17 protein-coding genes are annotated in these 17,466 nt (G+C 36.1%); 8 read left to right on the top strand and 9 right to left on the bottom strand.

The annotated features are described in order from the left end of the window. Window position 1: 1 nt before the first annotated feature. The 3 genes from fabZ (at window position 2) to AC2YJL_RS12015 (ending at window position 1,695) form a co-directional block, all read left to right on the top strand. The gene (gene fabZ / locus AC2YJL_RS12025) at window positions 2-427 is read left to right on the top strand and encodes a 3-hydroxyacyl-ACP dehydratase FabZ (protein WP_116741061.1); all 426 of its coding nucleotides are present in this window, start codon (window positions 2-4) and stop codon (window positions 425-427) included. A gap of 195 nt (window positions 428-622) precedes the next feature. Then, entirely contained in the window at window positions 623-898 is a 276-nt protein-coding gene (locus AC2YJL_RS12020; RefSeq protein ID WP_014459988.1) for a hypothetical protein, read from the top strand. A 176-nt stretch (window positions 899-1,074) separates the two neighbouring features. Beyond that, window positions 1,075-1,695 carry an NUDIX hydrolase gene (locus AC2YJL_RS12015; RefSeq protein WP_230932657.1) on the top strand — a complete coding sequence of 207 codons (621 nt, stop codon included), beginning with the start codon at window positions 1,075-1,077 and terminating at the stop codon, window positions 1,693-1,695. 34 nt (window positions 1,696-1,729) lie between these two features. Here the strand turns inward: AC2YJL_RS12015 and AC2YJL_RS12010 are convergent, their stop codons facing one another. Then, a complete protein-coding gene (locus AC2YJL_RS12010; RefSeq protein ID WP_014459986.1) occupies window positions 1,730-2,374 on the bottom strand; it encodes an SDR family oxidoreductase in 645 nt (214 codons plus the stop codon). Window positions 2,375-2,785: 411 nt separating this feature from the next. On the opposite strand from AC2YJL_RS12010, the gene AC2YJL_RS12005 reads away from it, so the two are divergent. Beyond that, a complete protein-coding gene (locus AC2YJL_RS12005; protein ID WP_230932658.1) occupies window positions 2,786-4,297 on the top strand; it encodes a class I adenylate-forming enzyme family protein in 1,512 nt (503 codons plus the stop codon). A 34-nt stretch (window positions 4,298-4,331) separates the two neighbouring features. Here the strand turns inward: AC2YJL_RS12005 and AC2YJL_RS12000 are convergent, their stop codons facing one another. Then, on the bottom strand, window positions 4,332-4,790 hold the full coding sequence (locus AC2YJL_RS12000) for a MarR family winged helix-turn-helix transcriptional regulator (protein ID WP_195696986.1): 459 nt from the start codon (window positions 4,788-4,790) through the stop codon (window positions 4,332-4,334). A gap of 400 nt (window positions 4,791-5,190) precedes the next feature. Between AC2YJL_RS12000 and AC2YJL_RS11995 the strand changes: the two genes are divergently transcribed. Next, the gene (locus AC2YJL_RS11995; RefSeq protein ID WP_230932659.1) at window positions 5,191-6,153 is read left to right on the top strand and encodes a VanW family protein; all 963 of its coding nucleotides are present in this window, start codon (window positions 5,191-5,193) and stop codon (window positions 6,151-6,153) included. Window positions 6,154-6,195: 42 nt separating this feature from the next. Here AC2YJL_RS11995 and mbcS read toward each other — a convergent pair whose 3' ends face one another. From mbcS to AC2YJL_RS11970, 5 genes are all read right to left on the bottom strand, one after another. After that, the gene (gene mbcS, locus AC2YJL_RS11990; protein ID WP_195696984.1) at window positions 6,196-7,776 is read right to left on the bottom strand and encodes an acyl-CoA synthetase MbcS; all 1,581 of its coding nucleotides are present in this window, start codon (window positions 7,774-7,776) and stop codon (window positions 6,196-6,198) included. A gap of 156 nt (window positions 7,777-7,932) precedes the next feature. Then, window positions 7,933-8,631 (bottom strand): hypothetical protein, encoded by a 699-nt coding sequence (locus AC2YJL_RS11985; RefSeq protein WP_230932660.1) that lies wholly within the window; start codon window positions 8,629-8,631, stop codon window positions 7,933-7,935. A 1,479-nt stretch (window positions 8,632-10,110) separates the two neighbouring features. Further along, window positions 10,111-10,791 carry an immunity protein Imm33 domain-containing protein gene (locus tag AC2YJL_RS11980; RefSeq protein ID WP_251568153.1) on the bottom strand — a complete coding sequence of 227 codons (681 nt, stop codon included), beginning with the start codon at window positions 10,789-10,791 and terminating at the stop codon, window positions 10,111-10,113. 51 nt (window positions 10,792-10,842) lie between these two features. Further along, a complete protein-coding gene (locus AC2YJL_RS11975; RefSeq protein WP_251568155.1) occupies window positions 10,843-11,661 on the bottom strand; it encodes a TetR family transcriptional regulator in 819 nt (272 codons plus the stop codon). 224 nt (window positions 11,662-11,885) lie between these two features. Beyond that, window positions 11,886-12,185, bottom strand: a complete 300-nt coding sequence (locus AC2YJL_RS11970) for a hypothetical protein (RefSeq protein WP_074897354.1) — start codon at window positions 12,183-12,185, stop codon at window positions 11,886-11,888. Between the two features lie 72 nt (window positions 12,186-12,257). Between AC2YJL_RS11970 and AC2YJL_RS11965 the strand changes: the two genes are divergently transcribed. Together AC2YJL_RS11965 and AC2YJL_RS11960 are read left to right on the top strand one after the other, a co-directional pair. Then, window positions 12,258-13,397 carry a lipase family protein gene (locus tag AC2YJL_RS11965; RefSeq protein ID WP_251568157.1) on the top strand — a complete coding sequence of 380 codons (1,140 nt, stop codon included), beginning with the start codon at window positions 12,258-12,260 and terminating at the stop codon, window positions 13,395-13,397. Then, on the top strand, window positions 13,394-13,708 hold the full coding sequence (locus tag AC2YJL_RS11960) for a WXG100 family type VII secretion target (protein ID WP_487374769.1): 315 nt from the start codon (window positions 13,394-13,396) through the stop codon (window positions 13,706-13,708). The genes AC2YJL_RS11965 and AC2YJL_RS11960 overlap by 4 nt, the downstream gene beginning before the upstream one ends. A 378-nt stretch (window positions 13,709-14,086) precedes the next feature. On the opposite strand, the gene AC2YJL_RS11955 is transcribed toward AC2YJL_RS11960, so the two are convergent. Beyond that, window positions 14,087-15,100 carry a hypothetical protein gene (locus tag AC2YJL_RS11955; protein ID WP_251568161.1) on the bottom strand — a complete coding sequence of 338 codons (1,014 nt, stop codon included), beginning with the start codon at window positions 15,098-15,100 and terminating at the stop codon, window positions 14,087-14,089. 213 nt (window positions 15,101-15,313) lie between these two features. Next, a complete protein-coding gene (gene gad / locus AC2YJL_RS11950) occupies window positions 15,314-16,717 on the bottom strand; it encodes a glutamate decarboxylase (RefSeq protein WP_251568162.1) in 1,404 nt (467 codons plus the stop codon). 225 nt (window positions 16,718-16,942) lie between these two features. Here gad and AC2YJL_RS11945 point away from each other — a divergent pair, with 225 nt between their 5' ends. Further along, window positions 16,943-17,464, top strand: a complete 522-nt coding sequence (locus AC2YJL_RS11945) for an LURP-one-related family protein (RefSeq protein ID WP_251568163.1) — start codon at window positions 16,943-16,945, stop codon at window positions 17,462-17,464. Window positions 17,465-17,466: the final 2 nt, after the last annotated feature.

The following is a 17,466-nucleotide window of genomic DNA, read 5'->3' as shown; positions in this document are numbered from 1 at the left end:
TATGAAAGATATAAAACAAATAAAACATACCATTCAACACCGCTATCCTTTTTTACTTGTTGATCGCATCTTAGAGCAAGAAGAAGGAAAGCTTGCTGTAGGAATTAAACAAGTAACAGCAAATGAACCTTTTTTCCAAGGTCACTTTCCGGACTATATGGTGATGCCAGGGGTACTTATTGTCGAGGCTCTTGCTCAGCTTGGTGGATTTGCTATGGCTGCGGATGACCAACCAAAAGGAAGACTTGCTTTTTTGGCAGGGATAGATGAATGCCGCTTTAAGCGTCAAGTAAGGCCAGGAGATACACTTCGCTTAGAATTTGAGATTCTTAAGCAGCGCGGAAAGATTGTAAAAGGAAAAGGAAAAGCATTTGTAGGCAGGGAATTAGCTTGTGAAGCGGTCATTACCTTTGCTCTTGATGTATAGTACAAACGCCTTTGTAAAAAAACAGCTGATGTTAGCAACAGGAAAACGACCAATGTAAAAAAGCAAATAATTCAAGATAAAGCGTATCGAGAAAGCCGCCTTATGTCGTAAGAGCGGTTTTTTATGAATACCTTTTTACCTTTTGATAAAAGAAGAAACGGGGTATAGAAGAAAAAAGGGAGAGGGGAGAATGCAGTGAGAACATTAACGGAAGTTGTTGTATTACTCACACTTTTAGGTACGTATATAGGTATCTCACTACTTGTCTACAAACGGAAAAGAACGAATCCGTTTTTCTACAGCATTTACTTTTATTTAGCTACCAGCGTCATTTTGATTTGCTTGGTTATCTTTTGGCTTCAGCTTCGTTTTGGACTCACTGATAAGCAAGTAGGAGGATTGCTTATCAGTGTGGTTGCATTCTTTTTACTTATTTATGGGTTGTTAAAAACAAGACAAAAAGACAGGTAGCCGGTGCTATCTGTTTTTATTTATATTCATGTTATATATTTTTATCAATTGTAGTGTCAATTCAATACATCTCTTCATATAATAAAGATAACAGCTTTCTTTTGCAGGTTAGTTGACATCGCAGCTTATAACTCGCTATTCTTTTGATAATTCATTTTGTGAAAGGAAGTGGACGTATGGATGCATCCCGCATTATAGCTAAGTTAGAAAACCGGATGCCGACAATCCTTGGGATGGAGCAGTTCTCCCGCTTCGGCATTCTTGTTCCGCTTATTGAAAAACAAGGAAAACTGCATGTTTTATTTGAAGTAAGAGCGTTCGATTTACGTAGGCAGCCCGGAGAAATTTGTTTTCCAGGAGGGCGTGTTGAAAAGACGGATGCAGATGAAAAAGAAACGGCTATCCGCGAAACCTCTGAAGAGTTAGGGATTACGCTCCAATCTATTCAGCAAGTACAAGCTTTAGATTATATTGTTTCTCAATTCGGAACAATCATTTATCCTTATGTAGGTTTCATTGATGAGTCGCTTGAACTTCGACCGAATCCTTCGGAAGTAGCAGAAGTATTTACCGTGCCTCTTTCTTTTTTTCAGCGTACCGAACCTGATATACACAATATCCATTTCAGAGTAGAACCCGAACATAATTTTCCTTATGACGCGATTATTGGTGGCGAAAATTATAATTGGCAAACAAGAGAGATGGAAGAACATTTTTATTACTATGAAGATCGAGTCATATGGGGACTGACAGCAAAAGTGATTTATCATTTAATACATGTACTAAATGATAAATAAAAAGCAGCGAATGGTATTCGCTGCTTTTTTTATATTAAATAGATTGAATAGCCTCTGTGATAGGCGTATCGCCTGAAACTAAATCAAAAGAACGTCCAAATGTATGATCTTCACTTAACGTTTCTACTACAACACGCGCTACATCTTCGCGAGGAATTGATCCGCGCTCTTTGTTCTCCCCAGCATCTACACGTCCTGTTCCTGGTTCATTTAACAATCCGCCTGGTCGAACAATTGTATATGTTAATCCGCTTGCTTCTAAGATTTTATCTGCATAATGTTTGGCTACATAGTAAGGAATTAGTGAAGTATTCCAATTTTCACGGTGATGTGCTTGAAGTGCGCTTACCATCACAAATCGTTTAATACCTAGATCTTCTGCGGCTTCCATCGCTTTTACCGCACCGTCTAAATCAATTAAAAGTGTCTTATCATGGCCTGTATTTCCGCCTGATCCTGCGCTAAAGATAACGGCGTCACAGCCTTTCATCACTTCCTTAATTTCATGTACAGTGCCTTCTAAGCTTGCAAAAGCCGTTTCGATACCTCTTGCTTCAAGTTCTTTTGCTTGTTCTTCTTTACGAACCATCGCACGTACAGTGTGCACATCACTTTCATTCAAAATGTTTACAATATGTTTACCTACTTGACCATTCGCACCAATTACAAGAACTTTCATGTCTAAATTTGCTCCTTTCAAATCCAAATACTTATATATTATTGTTTCATATTCACCGTTTTCATTCAATAAATGAGCTCAAAATCCGGTGAATAAGGGGAAAGTAAGAAAATATATTAAAAAAATGAAAAACAAGAAATAAAAACTAATTTACAAACAAAAAAAGGAAAAAAATAGTTCGTTAAACCCAGTGTCTGAACTATTTAAATTTTGTAAAATTTTATCAAACCCTTGGTAATACAACATTTCTTAAAAACAGTATCTCTTTTAACATTTCCCGATACAACCTATATAAACACATTTTGATAATTTTAAACTTTTACTTCGGAAAAATTTTTTGTTATTATGTTTTAGTCATTAAAATATTCACGAACGAAATATTTAGTCCAAGCGGACAAAGGAGAGGATAAAATGAACACATTACAATACTTAGTCGCAGAACGTGCAGAGATTTCTCCTCAACATGAAGCACTAGTTGAACATAATGAACGTTATACATTTAATGAATTTCATGAAAAAGTAAATCAATTGTCTCATTACTTCTTAGAGAAAGGAATTCAAAAAGGAGATCGTATTGGTATTTTAGCTCATACAAGCATTGCTTACCCAGTTGTTACAATGGGGATTTTACAAGTGGGAGCAGTCGTTGTTCCATTAAGTAAGAGCATGACACCTTATGAGCTTGATAGCATTATTACAAGCGGACAGTTAAAAGCGATTATCCACCATAATGAATTTACGTCTGTATTAGAAAAAGCGGAACAAACGGCTGGACTTAGCTTTACGTTAAAAATTGAGGATGCAAAAGAATTTACAACCCAATTCTCAGCGTATAACACAAACACACCAGAAGCACTTCCTGAAGTACTTCCTGAAGATTTAGCATTAATGATGTTTACATCAGGTACAACAGGTAAATCAAAAGGATGTATGATTGCACACGGATCGGTAAGTGCCTTTTTAAACTCTGGTGGACAGGAAGAACGTGCAAATATTGATAAAAGCATGCGCTATTTATTTGTTCATCCATTCTTCCACATGAGTTCGATGAGCATTTTATTTATGTGCATTAACACAGGAAACACAATGGTATGTTCTGAAGAAACAGATCCAGCTAAAGTAATTGAGGTAATCGAAAAAGAAAACATTAAAATGCTGTTTGCACTACCACCAGCATTAAAATACATCGTAGAAGAGCTTGAAAAAGGAGATCACTATGATTTCCCTCTAAAACTTGCTGTGTCAGGCGGAACAAAAGTATCAGAGTCTTTAATTGAACAATATGATCGTAATGGAATGATTTTAGCTCAAGGGTACGGAAGCACAGAAGCTTGGATTATCAGTTCATGGCATCCTCAAATGGGATGGAAGAAGGTAAGCTCTGCTGGAAAACCTGCTCCACATGTGGAAGTTAAAATTGTAGATCCCGAAACACGTCAAGAAGTTTCAACTGGAGAAAAGGGTGAAGTACTTGTACGAAGCCCTTATCTATTTAAAGGCTACTGGCAAAACGAAGAAGCAACAAACGCTGTCTTACAAGATGGCTGGTTAGCGATGGGCGATGCAGGTCGATTAGATGAAGACGGATTTCTCTACATTGAAGGACGCTATAAAGATGTAATTGTATATGGAGGAGACAACATCTACCCAGATCAAGTAGAAGAAGTTGTCCTAGCAGCAGATGGTGTGTTAGAAGCGACAGTTGTCGGCATGCCTGATGATGTGTACGGAGAAGTTCCATATGCATTTGTTGTTAAACAAGAAGCATCCGCTTTAACTGAAGAAGATGTAGTGAACTTCTGTAAAGAACGATTAGCACCATATAAAGTGCCAACTGTTGTATTTGTTTCATCACTTCCTAAAAACAGCGTAGGAAAAGTGTTGAAAAACGAAGTGAAAAAACAAGCCTTAGCACACGCATAATAAAAAAGCGGCCGTTATAGCCGCTTTTTTATATTTATTGCTGTAATTTTTGAGATATTTTTTTCATAATGTGAAAGTATTGATCTCTTTCTTCTTCTGATAAGTGTGAAAGTAAATCTGACCAAAAATCGACACGAGTAGCTTGCAATATTTCGACAACTTTTTCGCCTTTTTCCGTCAACTCCACCCACACGCTTCGGCGGTTTTGCTTTTTATAAATACGATTCACAAGCTCATCATCTTCTAATTGATTTAATACAATGGTGATAGCACCAGGTGAGAGCCCAAGTACTTTTGTGATATCGCTAACAATACAGCTTTTTTTATCGTGAACGGTCTTTAAGATTGCCTCTTTTGTTGAAGTTAAATGGTAGGGAAGCAAATCATATTTCTCACCGATTACGGTGTTTTTATATTTTAAAAGAGCTTCTTTTACATGATCTATACTTTCTAGCTGATGACTAATCTCTTCTTTGCTATAACGTTCAGTCAAGCGTAAATCCTCCTCATAAAACAAATTCCATTTTCACCATTATACCATGTATAAGGCCCATAGAAAAATGAACAACACCGCGAAAATTGTCAGAAAAATTTTAAAATAATTACCATAATTCGTTAAAAAATCCTTGTTTTCGTGCTATTATATATAAGAATAGTAATAACAGGAAACGCATACAACATTTGTTTTCTATTGAGTTCATAAGAAAAAATGGGGTCTATGAACATCATTCCGCTTTACCTCATGTGTTGAACAAAGAAAAAAATATAAAAAATGGTGATTATTCACTTTGACATATCGTCTTTTCTAAGATGTTTGTATAAAATGAATGTATACATATTTTTATAGAAAAAACATATTGAGGTAAAGCCGAGATATGGGGGGATTCAATTACATGAAGAAAGTCTTAGGGGCGCTTTTGCTTGGCGCGACAATTGTTAGTGCGTTTATTGCGTACGGCATGTATACCAATCATTCTGCAAAGCAAACAGCTGCGATAGAACAAAAACAAGCGGCTAAAAAACCAGAAAAAAAGGCTGAGAAAAAGAAAAAGCCAATCCTTAAAGTCGAAGAACTGACGTATCAGTTAAAAGATTCCCGTACAGGAGAAGTAATGAAAGAATTCAAGCCGGTTCATTACAAGGATAAAGACGTATACGACCAAGAAATTAAACAGTTAGCGTCTGAGCTGGCAAAAGGGATCGATACACCTATGCAAAACATAAAAATAGATGAAAATGGATCGTTGACTGGCGGGTCCAAGCAAATCATCTTAAAAGAAGCAGAACTTGTTGAAAATCTGCAGAACTTAAATACGAAACAATTGGATGTAAAGGTTCCGATTTACGAAACCGCTCCAAATGTCACAGCAGCATCTGCTAAAGGGATCGCTGATGTATCGCTAGCTTCGTATTCTACACGTTTCCGTCCAAGTGATACAAGCAGAAACAGAAATGTTCAGCTATCCGCAGAAGCAATTAACAACGTTGTGTTAGGACCAGGAGATTCATTTTCTTATAATCAAACAGTTGGGGAGCGCACAGCAGAAAGAGGCTATCAGCCTGCTCCTGAAATTATCAATAAACAGCTGGTGATGGGAATTGGCGGAGGGATCTGTCAAACATCTTCTACGCTATTTAATGCGATTGACGGCGCTGGTCTTCAAGTGACAGCTAGGTCTCACCATTCAAAACATGTAGGTTATGTACCTGCAGGAAGAGATGCAACCGTATCGTGGGGCGGACCTGATTTTAAGTTCACAAACAACAAAGATTATCCTGTCATCATTAAAGCGTACGCAAACGTAAATACCGGTGTTTTAACGGTAGATGTTCGTACTTCACAGCGTTCCATCTAATAAAAAAAGACGTATCCTAACAGATACGTCTTTTTTTATTTATTATGCTTTTTGTTGCTCGCGTTCACGAAGCTCCACACGTCGAATTTTACCTGAATTAGTTTTTGGCAATTCATCAATAAATTCAATTACGCGAGGATACTTGTAAGGTGCAGTTAAAGTCTTTACGTGATTTTGAAGCTCTTTAATAAACCCTGCGTCTGTTGTTTTTACATGATCGACAAGAACAACATATGCTTTTACAACATGGCCGCGATCAGCATCCGGGCTAGCTATAACGGCACATTCTTTCACCGCTGGATGCTTAATTAATGCATCTTCAACTTCAAATGGCCCAATTGTATAGCCGGAACTGATAATGATATCATCTCCGCGTCCTTGGAACCAGTAATAGTTCTCTTCATCTTTAGAAGCGCGGTCACCTGTTAAATAGTAGTTTCCTTTATACGTTTTCTCAGTGCGCTCTATATCTTTATAATAATGTTTGAAAAGAGAAGGGAGGTCTCTACGAACGGCAATGTCTCCAACTTCTCCAGGCTCACAAGGTTCGCCGTCTTCATTAATGATTTCTACAAATCCTTCAAGCATCGGTTTACCCATTGAACCAATCTTTGTTTTTACACCTTTTAATGTACCGATTAAAAGAGTATTCTCCGTTTGACCGTATCCATCACGTACTTGGATATTAAAATATTTTTTAAACACATTAATGACTTCTTCATTTAGCGGTTCACCGGCAGATACAGCACTATGAAGGTGAGACAGGTCAAAGCGTTCAAGCTCATCAATTTTAGCCATAAAGCGGTACTCTGTTGGCGTGCAGCACAGTACGTTGACTTTTTCATCCTGTAAAATTTCTAAAAACTTTTTAGGTTCAAAACGTCCGTTATAGATAACGCCTGTTGCACCTTGTCCAAGTACAGATAAAAACGGAGTCCAAATCCATTTTTGCCAACCAGGACCTGCTGTTGCCCAGACAGTATCGCCTTTTTTAATATCTAGCCATTCAGCAGCAGCGATACGAAGGTGAGCATAAGCCCATCCATGAGTATGAACAACGCCTTTTGGCTGTCCTGTTGTACCAGATGTATAAGGAAGGAATGCCGTATCATCCTTAGTTGTTTTAGCTGCTTGGAACTGTTCTGATGCATCCGCCGTAAGTGACTCTAAGCGCGTCCATGACGTAACATCAGCACCAAACGTAATTTTATGTTGTAGAGAAGTAGGGAAGTTTTCAATCTTATCGATCTCATTGCAGAAAGGATGGTAAGAAATAATCGCTTTTGCTTCAGCGTGATGTAAACGATATAGGATATCTTTTGCGCGTAATAGTTCTGAAGAAGGAATTACAATAATACCTGCTTTTAAGCATGCTAAGTAAATAGCATACGATTCAATAAGGCGAGGTGCAATAACCAAAACATGATCGCCTTTTGTTAATCCTAGCTCCGTTAACCCGTTTGCCACCTTATTTGCTTTTGCTAAAAGTTCGTTATATGTAATTTCCTCACGCACACCGTCAGCGTCCTGCCACTTTAGCGCAAGCTGATCCGATGCATGTTTTTCAATTTCCTCTGTTAAGTTGTAATGTTCACTTGGAACTAAATCTTTTAGTTGAATCATAAAAACGACTCCTTATATTATAGATATCAATGATTTTTTATCATTATTATTATTATATTACTAACTATTAGTACTTGCTACTAATTTGTTTTAGGTTTTAGTAAAAAAGCAAAAAAAGACCCGCTTATCTTATTAAGACAGCGGGTATAACGTATGTTATTTAAATAAGCTCCATTTTGTATGAATAGGTACTAGCTCTTCTTCAGACTCGTCCTCTTCGTATAAACCACGTTCTTTTAAATACTCCACAAAATATAAGTCTGCTTCCTTACGTTCATCATAAGGCTTGATGGATAAAACAAACCCTACTTTATGCTGATCTTCATTTTCAACGCCTGAGAGATACGCTTTTACATTATGCTGCAAGAACAGCTCTTTAGCGGGAATAATTAAGTCTTTGACGAACTTTGACAGCAATTCCAGCTCAAAATCAAAAGTGAACTTAGCAATTTTTTCTAGGTCTGCAAATACCACGCCGATAAAACTCGTATTATGTATTTCGTAGTCTTTCGTCTTTTCATCCCACTCAATATGTCCGATTTCTTTTAAATAATTAATAAAGTATCCAATGCCTTCATCGTGACCAAAAGGCTGCTTAGAAAGAACCAAACCAATCTTTTTGTATTTAGGTAAATACACGCATGAGATAGCGGCTTCAACTTTATGCTGTTGAAATAAGTGCGTTGCCCCTTGAAGCAAGGCATCTAAGACATGATGGGTAATTTTCATTTGCTTACGAGGAAAGTGATATTCATTGCGTGCTAATTCATCTGTATCAGCAAACGTTGCTCCAATAAAGCCAGTGTTAGATAGGGTAGGAGGGAGCTTCTTTCTTTTTCTTTTTCGTACCGTCATTCAAAAACACTCCTTGTGATCATCAATACGATAAAAATAAAACGAACATACGTTCTTATTTAATGATACAAAAAATGTGTCGAAAAGTAAAGAGAAGTTAACGGAGAATTTGAAATTTTATAATAAAAGTAACTAAGATTTGTAAAACGTAGCGGTTAGTAGAAGTTAAAGAAGAAGGGGGAGAGCAAAAAAATAAAAGGCTGCAGATGAAAAGCATCCACAGCCTTTTATATATTCATTAACGAGCTTCTGTTAAAGCTACCATATCTTCGTCATCTAAATCGATATCTACGTGACAATCCATTGTATGAATTGTTTTATCTTCATGATTTCCATAATAAATTGTAATGTTCATGAGTATCGCTCCTTTAAAACTGGATAATGACATCCAATTTATACCGTCATCTATTTATTTAATATTATACCCGATGAAAAAGGAAACTACAACTAAAATCACTAAAAAGCTGATAGGAAAGGGGTTTGTTGTGATTTTAATACAGAATTTTATAGAATAAAAATACTAACTGATGTATTTTATTGCAGAAAATACGAGGTTTTTACTTTTGACAATGAATAAAAATCCATTTAATGCAAACATATGTACTGAATGAAAAATATACGTTCAGTAGCAAATAAATCCTTAAGATATCAAACACAAACAGATTTCATCGTTTTGCAAAGAGTTCATTGAGAATACGATGAGAAAAAAATAAATGAGTGTAAAATCTAAATCCTACAAATAAACTCATTCATTTTTCAAAATCTATAAAATATAAGTCGAACTGATTAAACCCAGAAACAATCTGGTGAAATCAATATGCATTCTATAAAATCATATCAAGATTTGTTCTAATTGAACAAATCTTGATGATAAGTAGTTTAGTGAGTTTAATCATATAAACGCAAACCCTATCTCATTTTTAAATTCTGTCTCACTATCATAAGTATACTTTTATAATGAGACAGAATTCGTATTTTATCTATTGGTTCCTAGAATATATATTATGTAAACTAGAAAAAGAAATAAAATCGTTAGAGTCTCCCTTGCTCTTAGAACGTTGGAATGTCTATCACCTTTTGCTTTTTCTTTAAAGTGTGTAGGTTTAGCTGATTTTGCTCTCATGATTTTAATTTGGGGCTGTAAACAGAACTCTTAAAAATCGACTGAAGTATGCTTTTAAAGTCAAATGAGTTTGAAATATGTACAAGCTATAGATTATATCTTAGAAATGGTTAAAATGACCGCTCGCTTAATCACAATCGCCTGAGTACGCCAGTACGTATCATTTTATATGTAATTAAGTAATGCCTTATGATTTATCCTAGAACTTTACAATTTTGCATCCCAAGTTTAAAGTAGCTATGAATCAGTGTGATAGTAGTTGATCTAATGTAGAAGCGAAAAAAAAGGAAAAAGAACAACTTCTTACCCTCCATCCGCTTGTCATACAAACTTTTCAAGTTACTAGTTTCAAGGCTTCACTCACTAAGGTATGTTTCCCAATCGTAGTCATGAATTTTATCAAATTGCCCAAACTCACTTCTTTCGTAAGCACATAGCGGTGATTCATTTATAAAAGCTAAAATTGAGTCATCAACATTTAAAACGACTCCTAGAGCTACAATTTGAAAATTATCTGGATTACTGTTGAACTCATCTTCTTCGTGTCCGCTAAAGATAACCCATCCTGAATCATTCGGTTCGTTTGGTTTATCTTTTAACAAAAAATTAAACTCGTTTCTTTCTAAAACATCATTGCTAACTGTTACGAGGGTATCAAAGTAATAGTCCATCTTTGCAGCATCATCGTCTTCATATTCAGTATCACAAATATGTTCAGTATCGAAATGCAGGGTTTGACCAAGTTTTAAGCTCTTTAAATGATAAGGTTCATTATCAAGCTTTCCAACAAAGTTCTCTTTGTTTCTATCCGTAATTTCCACCCACATTCTTTCTCCTTTGTAACCAGCTTGATCTGAATCACTAAAGAAAATTAACTTCACTAGGTCTCCCGCTTTTAATTTATCCGTCACCGCTTTGCTTGGCTTGTAAAATGTATAAGGAGATTCTTTATTTCTTTTGTAAACATTATCTAATTGCCAAGGTGTATTATCCTCAATTTTTTTATTGTTAGAATATTTTTTGAACCAATTTTTCATACAATACATTACCTCTTTGATTTATATAATTTAAAATACTTTATTTATGTTTTAATACTCTTTCGGGTTCAAGATGGTGTAAACTTTTATGTTCTTTTCCTCAATCCCTATAAAATGAGCATTTTGCCTTGCATCTAGCCCTCTAAGGGTTCCGCTTAACTTACCTATTTTTTTAACACTGCTCTCTCCTGGTTTCCAACTGTATAAAGTTCCCCCCTTGTTGTATGGGCTGTAAAAATAACTATATTTTCCTCTAATACTTATAGCTTGTGATCCATGTAACGTTTCAGGAGTTTGATATACAATGAAGGAATTTTTCTCGGGATTTACTTGAATTAACTCAAAATCTGTATATGGATATAACCAAAGTGTTGTATTTTCACCTCTGCAAATTGCATAACAATCTTCAATGGACGGAGCATCTGGTAAATAAGAGTGATATTGAAAAGTTGGTAAACCTGTATGATCAAATAATACTAACCCTTCTGTCGATATCCCTTCACCAAAAACGCCTTCGTCAAAATAGCTGCACCATATTCCTTCTTTACTAACAGCTATGTCTTGTACAGCTTTACCACAATAGAATGACCGCATGACTTCTCCCTCAATATTCATAATAAACAAATTGTGCTTTTCTCCCTTGGTTCTGGGATTCATTATCAAAAAATGCTTATGATCAATCCATCTGACAAAAGGATAGTTTATTTTTAAACGTGGATAAAGTGTAGTACCGTTTACAGACAGTTCGAATTTATTATGGCGTTTTTGAACTAAGACCAGTCCATATTCATCTTTGTAATCTGCATTAATGATATTTAAACAATTATCATCAGGTTCGATGGTAAAAATAGTCGTCTCTACAATCTTCAAAGCTAGTCACCCCTTATATTATAAGAAAGCGGAAAACAAACTTTAAGATTTTTGTATATTTCTCTACCATCTAGATACACTGTTTGACGAAGTCAATGCTAAGTCATTACATAATGTCCTAATCTAAACTGCACAGTTAGAATAATCGTAGCTACTATTGATAATATATTTCACAAGCAAAACTCCCAGGTATACGTAACTACCGGGAGTTTTGCTTTTTTTATTTAATTCTCCGCTGTTCCCTGTACTCTATAATCATCACCATAATCAATGATAACTGCTAGTTCTTTCTTCTTCCCCTTTTCATGTCCATTAACAGCTACAGTTGTTACCCCTTGACCATCGAAAAAATCTACACTAGTAACAATAAAATCCATCTTCTCTTCTACTTTCATGTATTCCGAAGCTACATGTGAAGCAGTTTCCTCTATCTCTTTCATATCTTTGTCGTCCTCCCTGCCACATCCTGCTATTAATAAAGTTCCAATTATAAAAATAATACCAAACAATTTCTTTTTAATCATCCATATCTCTCCAAATTCTTGGAAATTCTTATATAATAGAATTATACACTAATAGGGAAAGAGGCTTCAATTATGATTACAGATATAAGGGATAGAACCTATAGGGAACTAAGCGGCTTTGCCTATGATATTAAGCCGAGGAAATCCTATACTATTAACTATGAAGATGGTAAGGAAAAATGGACGGTAATTCATAATAAAAAATTCAAAATACATGATGTGGATACTGGTTTTGATGCATTAGTTGTCAAAAACGAAAAGAATATTGTTATTGCCTATCGTGGCACTGAAGCAAACTCAATAGAGAATGTTAAACAAGGACGCGCATGGCCAGACGTTAAAACAGATTATACATATATTGTTCGGGGTAAGACAGTTGATCGTCTGGGGTTAAATATTGAATATGACAATGGTGAATTGTCTGTTGATTTCCACGAGAAGAATCAATTCCGACAAGGAGATAAACTTGTTCAAGATGTAAAGAAAGAATATCCTGATCACAATATTAAGTTAACAGGACACTCTTTGGCTGGTTCCGTTGCATCTTATGCAGCTGCTAAAAATAATGTAGAAGCTGTTACGTTTAACGGACCAAGTGTTATCAACCTGCTTCCTGAAGATTTAAAGGAGAAAGCAGTTAAGGGAGAATTTGATAAACAAATCGTAAATTACATTCACCCTAAGGACTCTATAAGTTCTGGAGCTGTTAACCCTTATAAAAGATACATTGGTTCCGCATATTACATCGGTTCTTCTTTTGATCTTGCGAACTCAAAAAACAGATACAATCCTGTTTCAAGAGCATGGGGTTCACTAGCTGGAGAAGGTTATCATGCTATGAAGCACTTCAAATTTGATAGTGTAGGCAATTTAGACAACCCTATTCTTACCAACGTTCTAACTGGTCAGTCTTTAGCACAGTCCCCTAGATATACTTCTGGAGAAATGGCAACAATCAATGTTATGCCGGAACACTTAATTAATTTAGCGAGTGAGCTTGAAGGATATGTGTCACGTGTTAAAGAGCTTTGTTCTTCCTTTAAACGGGATGCAACAATGTTAGATGGTATTCAAATATCTGAAGGTGTCGTGAACGAAGTAATTGGACAAGCACACAATCTTAGTAGTTGGTTTGCTGAGGATACCTCTCGAATGACAAATAACTTGAATGCTGCAGCGGCATCATTTGTGGAGGCTGATGTTTTAAAATGATAGACGAAAAGAAATTAGAAAAATATAAAAGAGAATTAGAGGATTTGGATACGTTAAGTACAAAGTTAGACTCTTTCATTTCCAACCTACGCGCCGAACAACTACTAGTAAAAAACAAAGTAGAAGAACTAACTACTTGGAAATCCGGTAATGCAAAAGATGCCTTTCAACAGGAGATGGAGTCCTATTTTGATACATTTACTAAAAAGATTGACACTCTGGAAAAGGTTGAAAAAGAAGTTAAACATGCTAAGACAAAAGTAAAGCATATGATGATGCTTGAAGAAATACCTACTGGACCAAAGTGGTAACTGATTGTAAATGCAGAGCTTAACTCAATTTGAAGCCCTTTATACATAAACCTGTTGTAATATTTTTATGGAAAACCCCTAGAAGTCATATTCCCATATTATAAGAAAATTATATTTCTTAGCACCTTGAATATAAGCTTTAAGCTTCGCATCCCTTGTTCTACGACTCTTGAAAGTGAAATGAACTATAAAATGAAGCGTGGAACTGATAAGCTACTTGATAAATTTGATAAACACGGCATCAGCCAAATATATGACATTCATCGTAAAAATACGTGTAAAAAAATGTGGTTCTAAAAAAGCCTACTTAGTTAAGTAGGCTTTTACTATGCAACCCCCTTTTAGAAATGCTTCTTTTAATAACCCCTGTTTCTTCTATTAGTAACCATCTACCGTAACATCAGTAATTGACCCATCACTAGGACTTACTTGATACCAACCCTGTGTAGCTGTATGTTCCTCTCCTGTTTCTTCATTATCTACAACATTTTCATAAACATGGATAATATAGTTTCCTGAGTCGTCAAGGTGATCATATGCTACAAGGAGAGGTGAATCTTCAGATATGCCTTGCTGATCACGAACTAGCTGGATAGCTTGCTCTTTGGAAACTGTTTGTTCCGCTGTTTCCTCTTCCTCAAGGGCTTCTGTATCTTCTTCTTGCTCTGGTTCTGATTCCGAGTCCATTTGGGCCTCATCTTCTGAGTCAACCTGAGCTTCTTCCTCGTCCGCTTTTGCCTGAGCTTCCTCTTCCTCCTGCTGTTTCTTCTCTTCTTCCGCTAAACGTTCTTCCTCCACTTTACGATCTGCTTCTGCCTGAGCTTCAGCTTCTGCAGAAGCTTTAGCCTGCGCCTCTTCTTCTTTTTGTCGGTCTTCTTCTAGCTGCGCATAGTAATCATCTAATTCTTTTTCCATTTGCTGCTGTTCAAGGTCTGATAATTGCTTTTGTTGTTCTTGTATTTGATTTTGAAGCAAAGCAATTTGTTCTTCTGAAGCATTATCAACAAAATTGATGTTTTCTACATAATCACCACTGGCGTCAAAATTAACTTCCATCATACAAAAAACATTTTGCTCTTGATTAATGCCATAGTAAATATACTGATTGTCACCTACTTGGATATACTGATAACCATTCATTACATTTAATAAGTAATCACGATCAGCTTCTTTAGAATTAACTGCTTTTTTAATTGTTGATGCTTTTGTTTGTAATGTATTCGGCGATGATTCTTTTACAGTCGTTTTATTGCCATTTTCTTTCGTATGAACCGCTGTTGATTTCTCTGTAGGCTCTTCCTTTTGCGATACCGTTTCACTGGATTTATCACTACAGGCTGCTAGCAATATAGCTAATAATGGAATACCAAAAGCAACTTTCAACATTTTCATAGACTATTATCCCCTTTTTTATCTTTTTTTAGGTTTTATATAATTCTAAAGAACTATAAAACCTTAGGGGTTATTATACCAAAATTAAGAAAATATAAGAATATTTTCTTGTTTAATTCATGGTATTTTTTTGAAAAGATTATCTTTTTATGCATAAAAAACACAAAGCCATGCAATTTTTCATAACACGGCTTTGTGTTTTCGTAACAGATGTTAGTGATGAAATCCATTGTCGTATTTCGTGTCTTTAAGAACAGGTCTATCCAACGAGTTAAGAAATTCAACGGCTTGTTTGAAATTAACCATAAATAAATGAGCAAGGTCTCTTGAAAATCCATTTCTAACAACAATGCGCATGATTGTTATTTCTTCCATGTCTGCAGGCAGCGGATAAGCAGGAACTTGCCATCCGTACGTACGCAGTTGTCTAGACAAATCATAAAGCGTCCAGTTTGGTGTATATCCTTCTTTTAGTTTCCAAGCAAGAACGGGGATATCTGAACCATCCGCGATAATTTCGAATGCTTCCATTTCTCCAATTTCTTTGCTGAGAAACAGCGCGTTTTCTTGGGAGGTTTTTTGCACAGCATAATAGCCGTCTTTACCTAAACGCAAGAAATTGTAGTACTGTAAAAGAACTTGTGCTCCTGGTCTAGAAAAGTTGAGCGCAAAAGTTGGCATGTTGCCCCCTAAATAAGAAACGCGAAAAATAAGATCTTCAGGCAAGTCTTCTTTTTCTCTCCAAATCACCCACCCTAAACCAGGGTAAACTAAACCATACTTGTGTCCTGACACGTTAATAGACTTTACTCGCGGCAAGCGGAAATCCCAGATAAGGTCTGGTTGAAGAAATGGAGCGATAAAACCTCCAGAAGCAGCATCTACATGAATAGGAATATCCAACCCTGTTTTTTCCTGTAACTCATCTAATGCTTTTGCGATAGCAGCAATTGGTTCGTAAACTCCTGTATACGTCACTCCAAGAATCGGTACGACACCAATTGTATTTTCGTCAACCGCATTAATGACGCCTTCTGGATCTAAATAGGGATGATCTGCATTAATGTTCACATAACGAGGCTCTACGTCCCAATAGTTTGCGAACTTCTCCCACACCACTTGAACGGATGAACTAAATACAATGTTCGGCCGTTCTGTTGATAGACCTTTGCTTTTACGCAGTTTTTGCCAGCGTCTTTTTAACGCTAGTCCACCAAGCATACAAGCTTCAGATGAACCTGTAGTAGAAACGCCCATCGTTGTATCAGGATTAGGTGAATTCCACAAATCCGCTAAAATACGTACGCATCTCTCTTCAATAGCCGCTGTCTGCGGATACTCGTCTTTATCAATCATATTTTTATCAAAAGACTCTCCGTACAAACGCTTTGCATCAGGTTCCATCCAAGTAGTAACAAACGTAGCTAAATTTAAACGGGCATTTCCGTCTAAAGCAATTTCATCATGAATGATTTGATAAGCTGTTTCTGGAAGCATACCTTGATCACCGATACGCAGCCTTGGAATCGTCACTTCTCCTTGTCGAGAAAAAAGCGGATTAACAGGAAATTCATCAGGTAAATTTTTTTGTTCACGATGCGGATGCCATTGAGGCATAAAGTATCATCTCCTTATGTATATCTAACAAATTGCTTTACGTTCCACATGGTGTTGTAACAAGCAGGTCTCCTTTACACATTATGAGCTTTGAAACCTATTTTCATTCTTTTCATTATCCGTAGCACGTAAGGACAAACTTTATTTAATAATACCCATGAAAATGGTCTTACCAAACTCAAAAGGTGTAAAATATGGTAATATATTGTAAAAGGAGGTTTTTAAATGGAGAAACAAGGGATTATCTTACAAGACAAGTTTTTCGAGTTAGGCGAATCTCCTATTTATAATGAATCACAAGACGTTATTGGAAATGTCGCATATAAGTTATCTATTGCTAATAAATTTGAGATTTTAAAGGACGAAGAGATCGTATTTACAGGTAAATCTAAAATGTTTGCCCTTATGCCAAAGCTGATCATTTCAGATCACCACGGAAATGAAGTTGGCATGATTCAGCGGAAATTCACTTTTTTTAAAAAGAAGTACCTTTATATCAGAAACGATGGCGATACATATGAAATTACGGGGAATATAACAGATCGTAAATTCGACGTTTTGTGTTCCGGCGTTCCTATTATTCAAGTCCGCACACTCTCTTCTTTTCTGTCATTACGTCCCCACACGTTTGCTTTAGAATTTCTTGAACCTGATCTTGATAAGTGGGAAGGAATTGCGGTTGTACAAGGCGTAAGGATGATGGTGAAAGACGAAAATAGCAGTACAGCTACTGCTCCGGCTCAATAGTG

This window comes from Priestia sp. SRI_019 (assembly GCF_057586255.1).
This window is presented reverse-complemented; position numbering and strand designations above follow the sequence as displayed.

Excerpts from the sequence above, each read along its gene's own strand:
- AC2YJL_RS12005 (WP_230932658.1), top strand. The coding sequence starts at position 2,786 with ATGAACACATTACAATACTTAGTCGCAGAACGTGCAGAGATTTCTCCT.
- AC2YJL_RS11970 (WP_074897354.1), bottom strand. The coding sequence starts at position 12,185 with ATGATTAAAAAGAAATTGTTTGGTATTATTTTTATAATTGGAACTTTA.
- AC2YJL_RS11955 (WP_251568161.1), bottom strand. The coding sequence starts at position 15,100 with ATGAAAATGTTGAAAGTTGCTTTTGGTATTCCATTATTAGCTATATTG.
- AC2YJL_RS11960 (WP_487374769.1), top strand. The coding sequence starts at position 13,394 with ATGATAGACGAAAAGAAATTAGAAAAATATAAAAGAGAATTAGAGGAT.
- AC2YJL_RS12015 (WP_230932657.1), top strand. The coding sequence starts at position 1,075 with ATGGATGCATCCCGCATTATAGCTAAGTTAGAAAACCGGATGCCGACA.
- AC2YJL_RS11995 (WP_230932659.1), top strand. The coding sequence starts at position 5,191 with ATGAAGAAAGTCTTAGGGGCGCTTTTGCTTGGCGCGACAATTGTTAGT.
- AC2YJL_RS11980 (WP_251568153.1), bottom strand. The coding sequence starts at position 10,791 with ATGAAAAATTGGTTCAAAAAATATTCTAACAATAAAAAAATTGAGGAT.
- AC2YJL_RS11945 (WP_251568163.1), top strand. The coding sequence starts at position 16,943 with ATGGAGAAACAAGGGATTATCTTACAAGACAAGTTTTTCGAGTTAGGC.
- fabZ (WP_116741061.1), top strand. The coding sequence starts at position 2 with ATGAAAGATATAAAACAAATAAAACATACCATTCAACACCGCTATCCT.
- gad (WP_251568162.1), bottom strand. The coding sequence starts at position 16,717 with ATGCCTCAATGGCATCCGCATCGTGAACAAAAAAATTTACCTGATGAA.
- mbcS (WP_195696984.1), bottom strand. The coding sequence starts at position 7,776 with ATGATTCAACTAAAAGATTTAGTTCCAAGTGAACATTACAACTTAACA.
- AC2YJL_RS11985 (WP_230932660.1), bottom strand. The coding sequence starts at position 8,631 with ATGACGGTACGAAAAAGAAAAAGAAAGAAGCTCCCTCCTACCCTATCT.
- AC2YJL_RS11965 (WP_251568157.1), top strand. The coding sequence starts at position 12,258 with ATGATTACAGATATAAGGGATAGAACCTATAGGGAACTAAGCGGCTTT.
- AC2YJL_RS12010 (WP_014459986.1), bottom strand. The coding sequence starts at position 2,374 with ATGAAAGTTCTTGTAATTGGTGCGAATGGTCAAGTAGGTAAACATATT.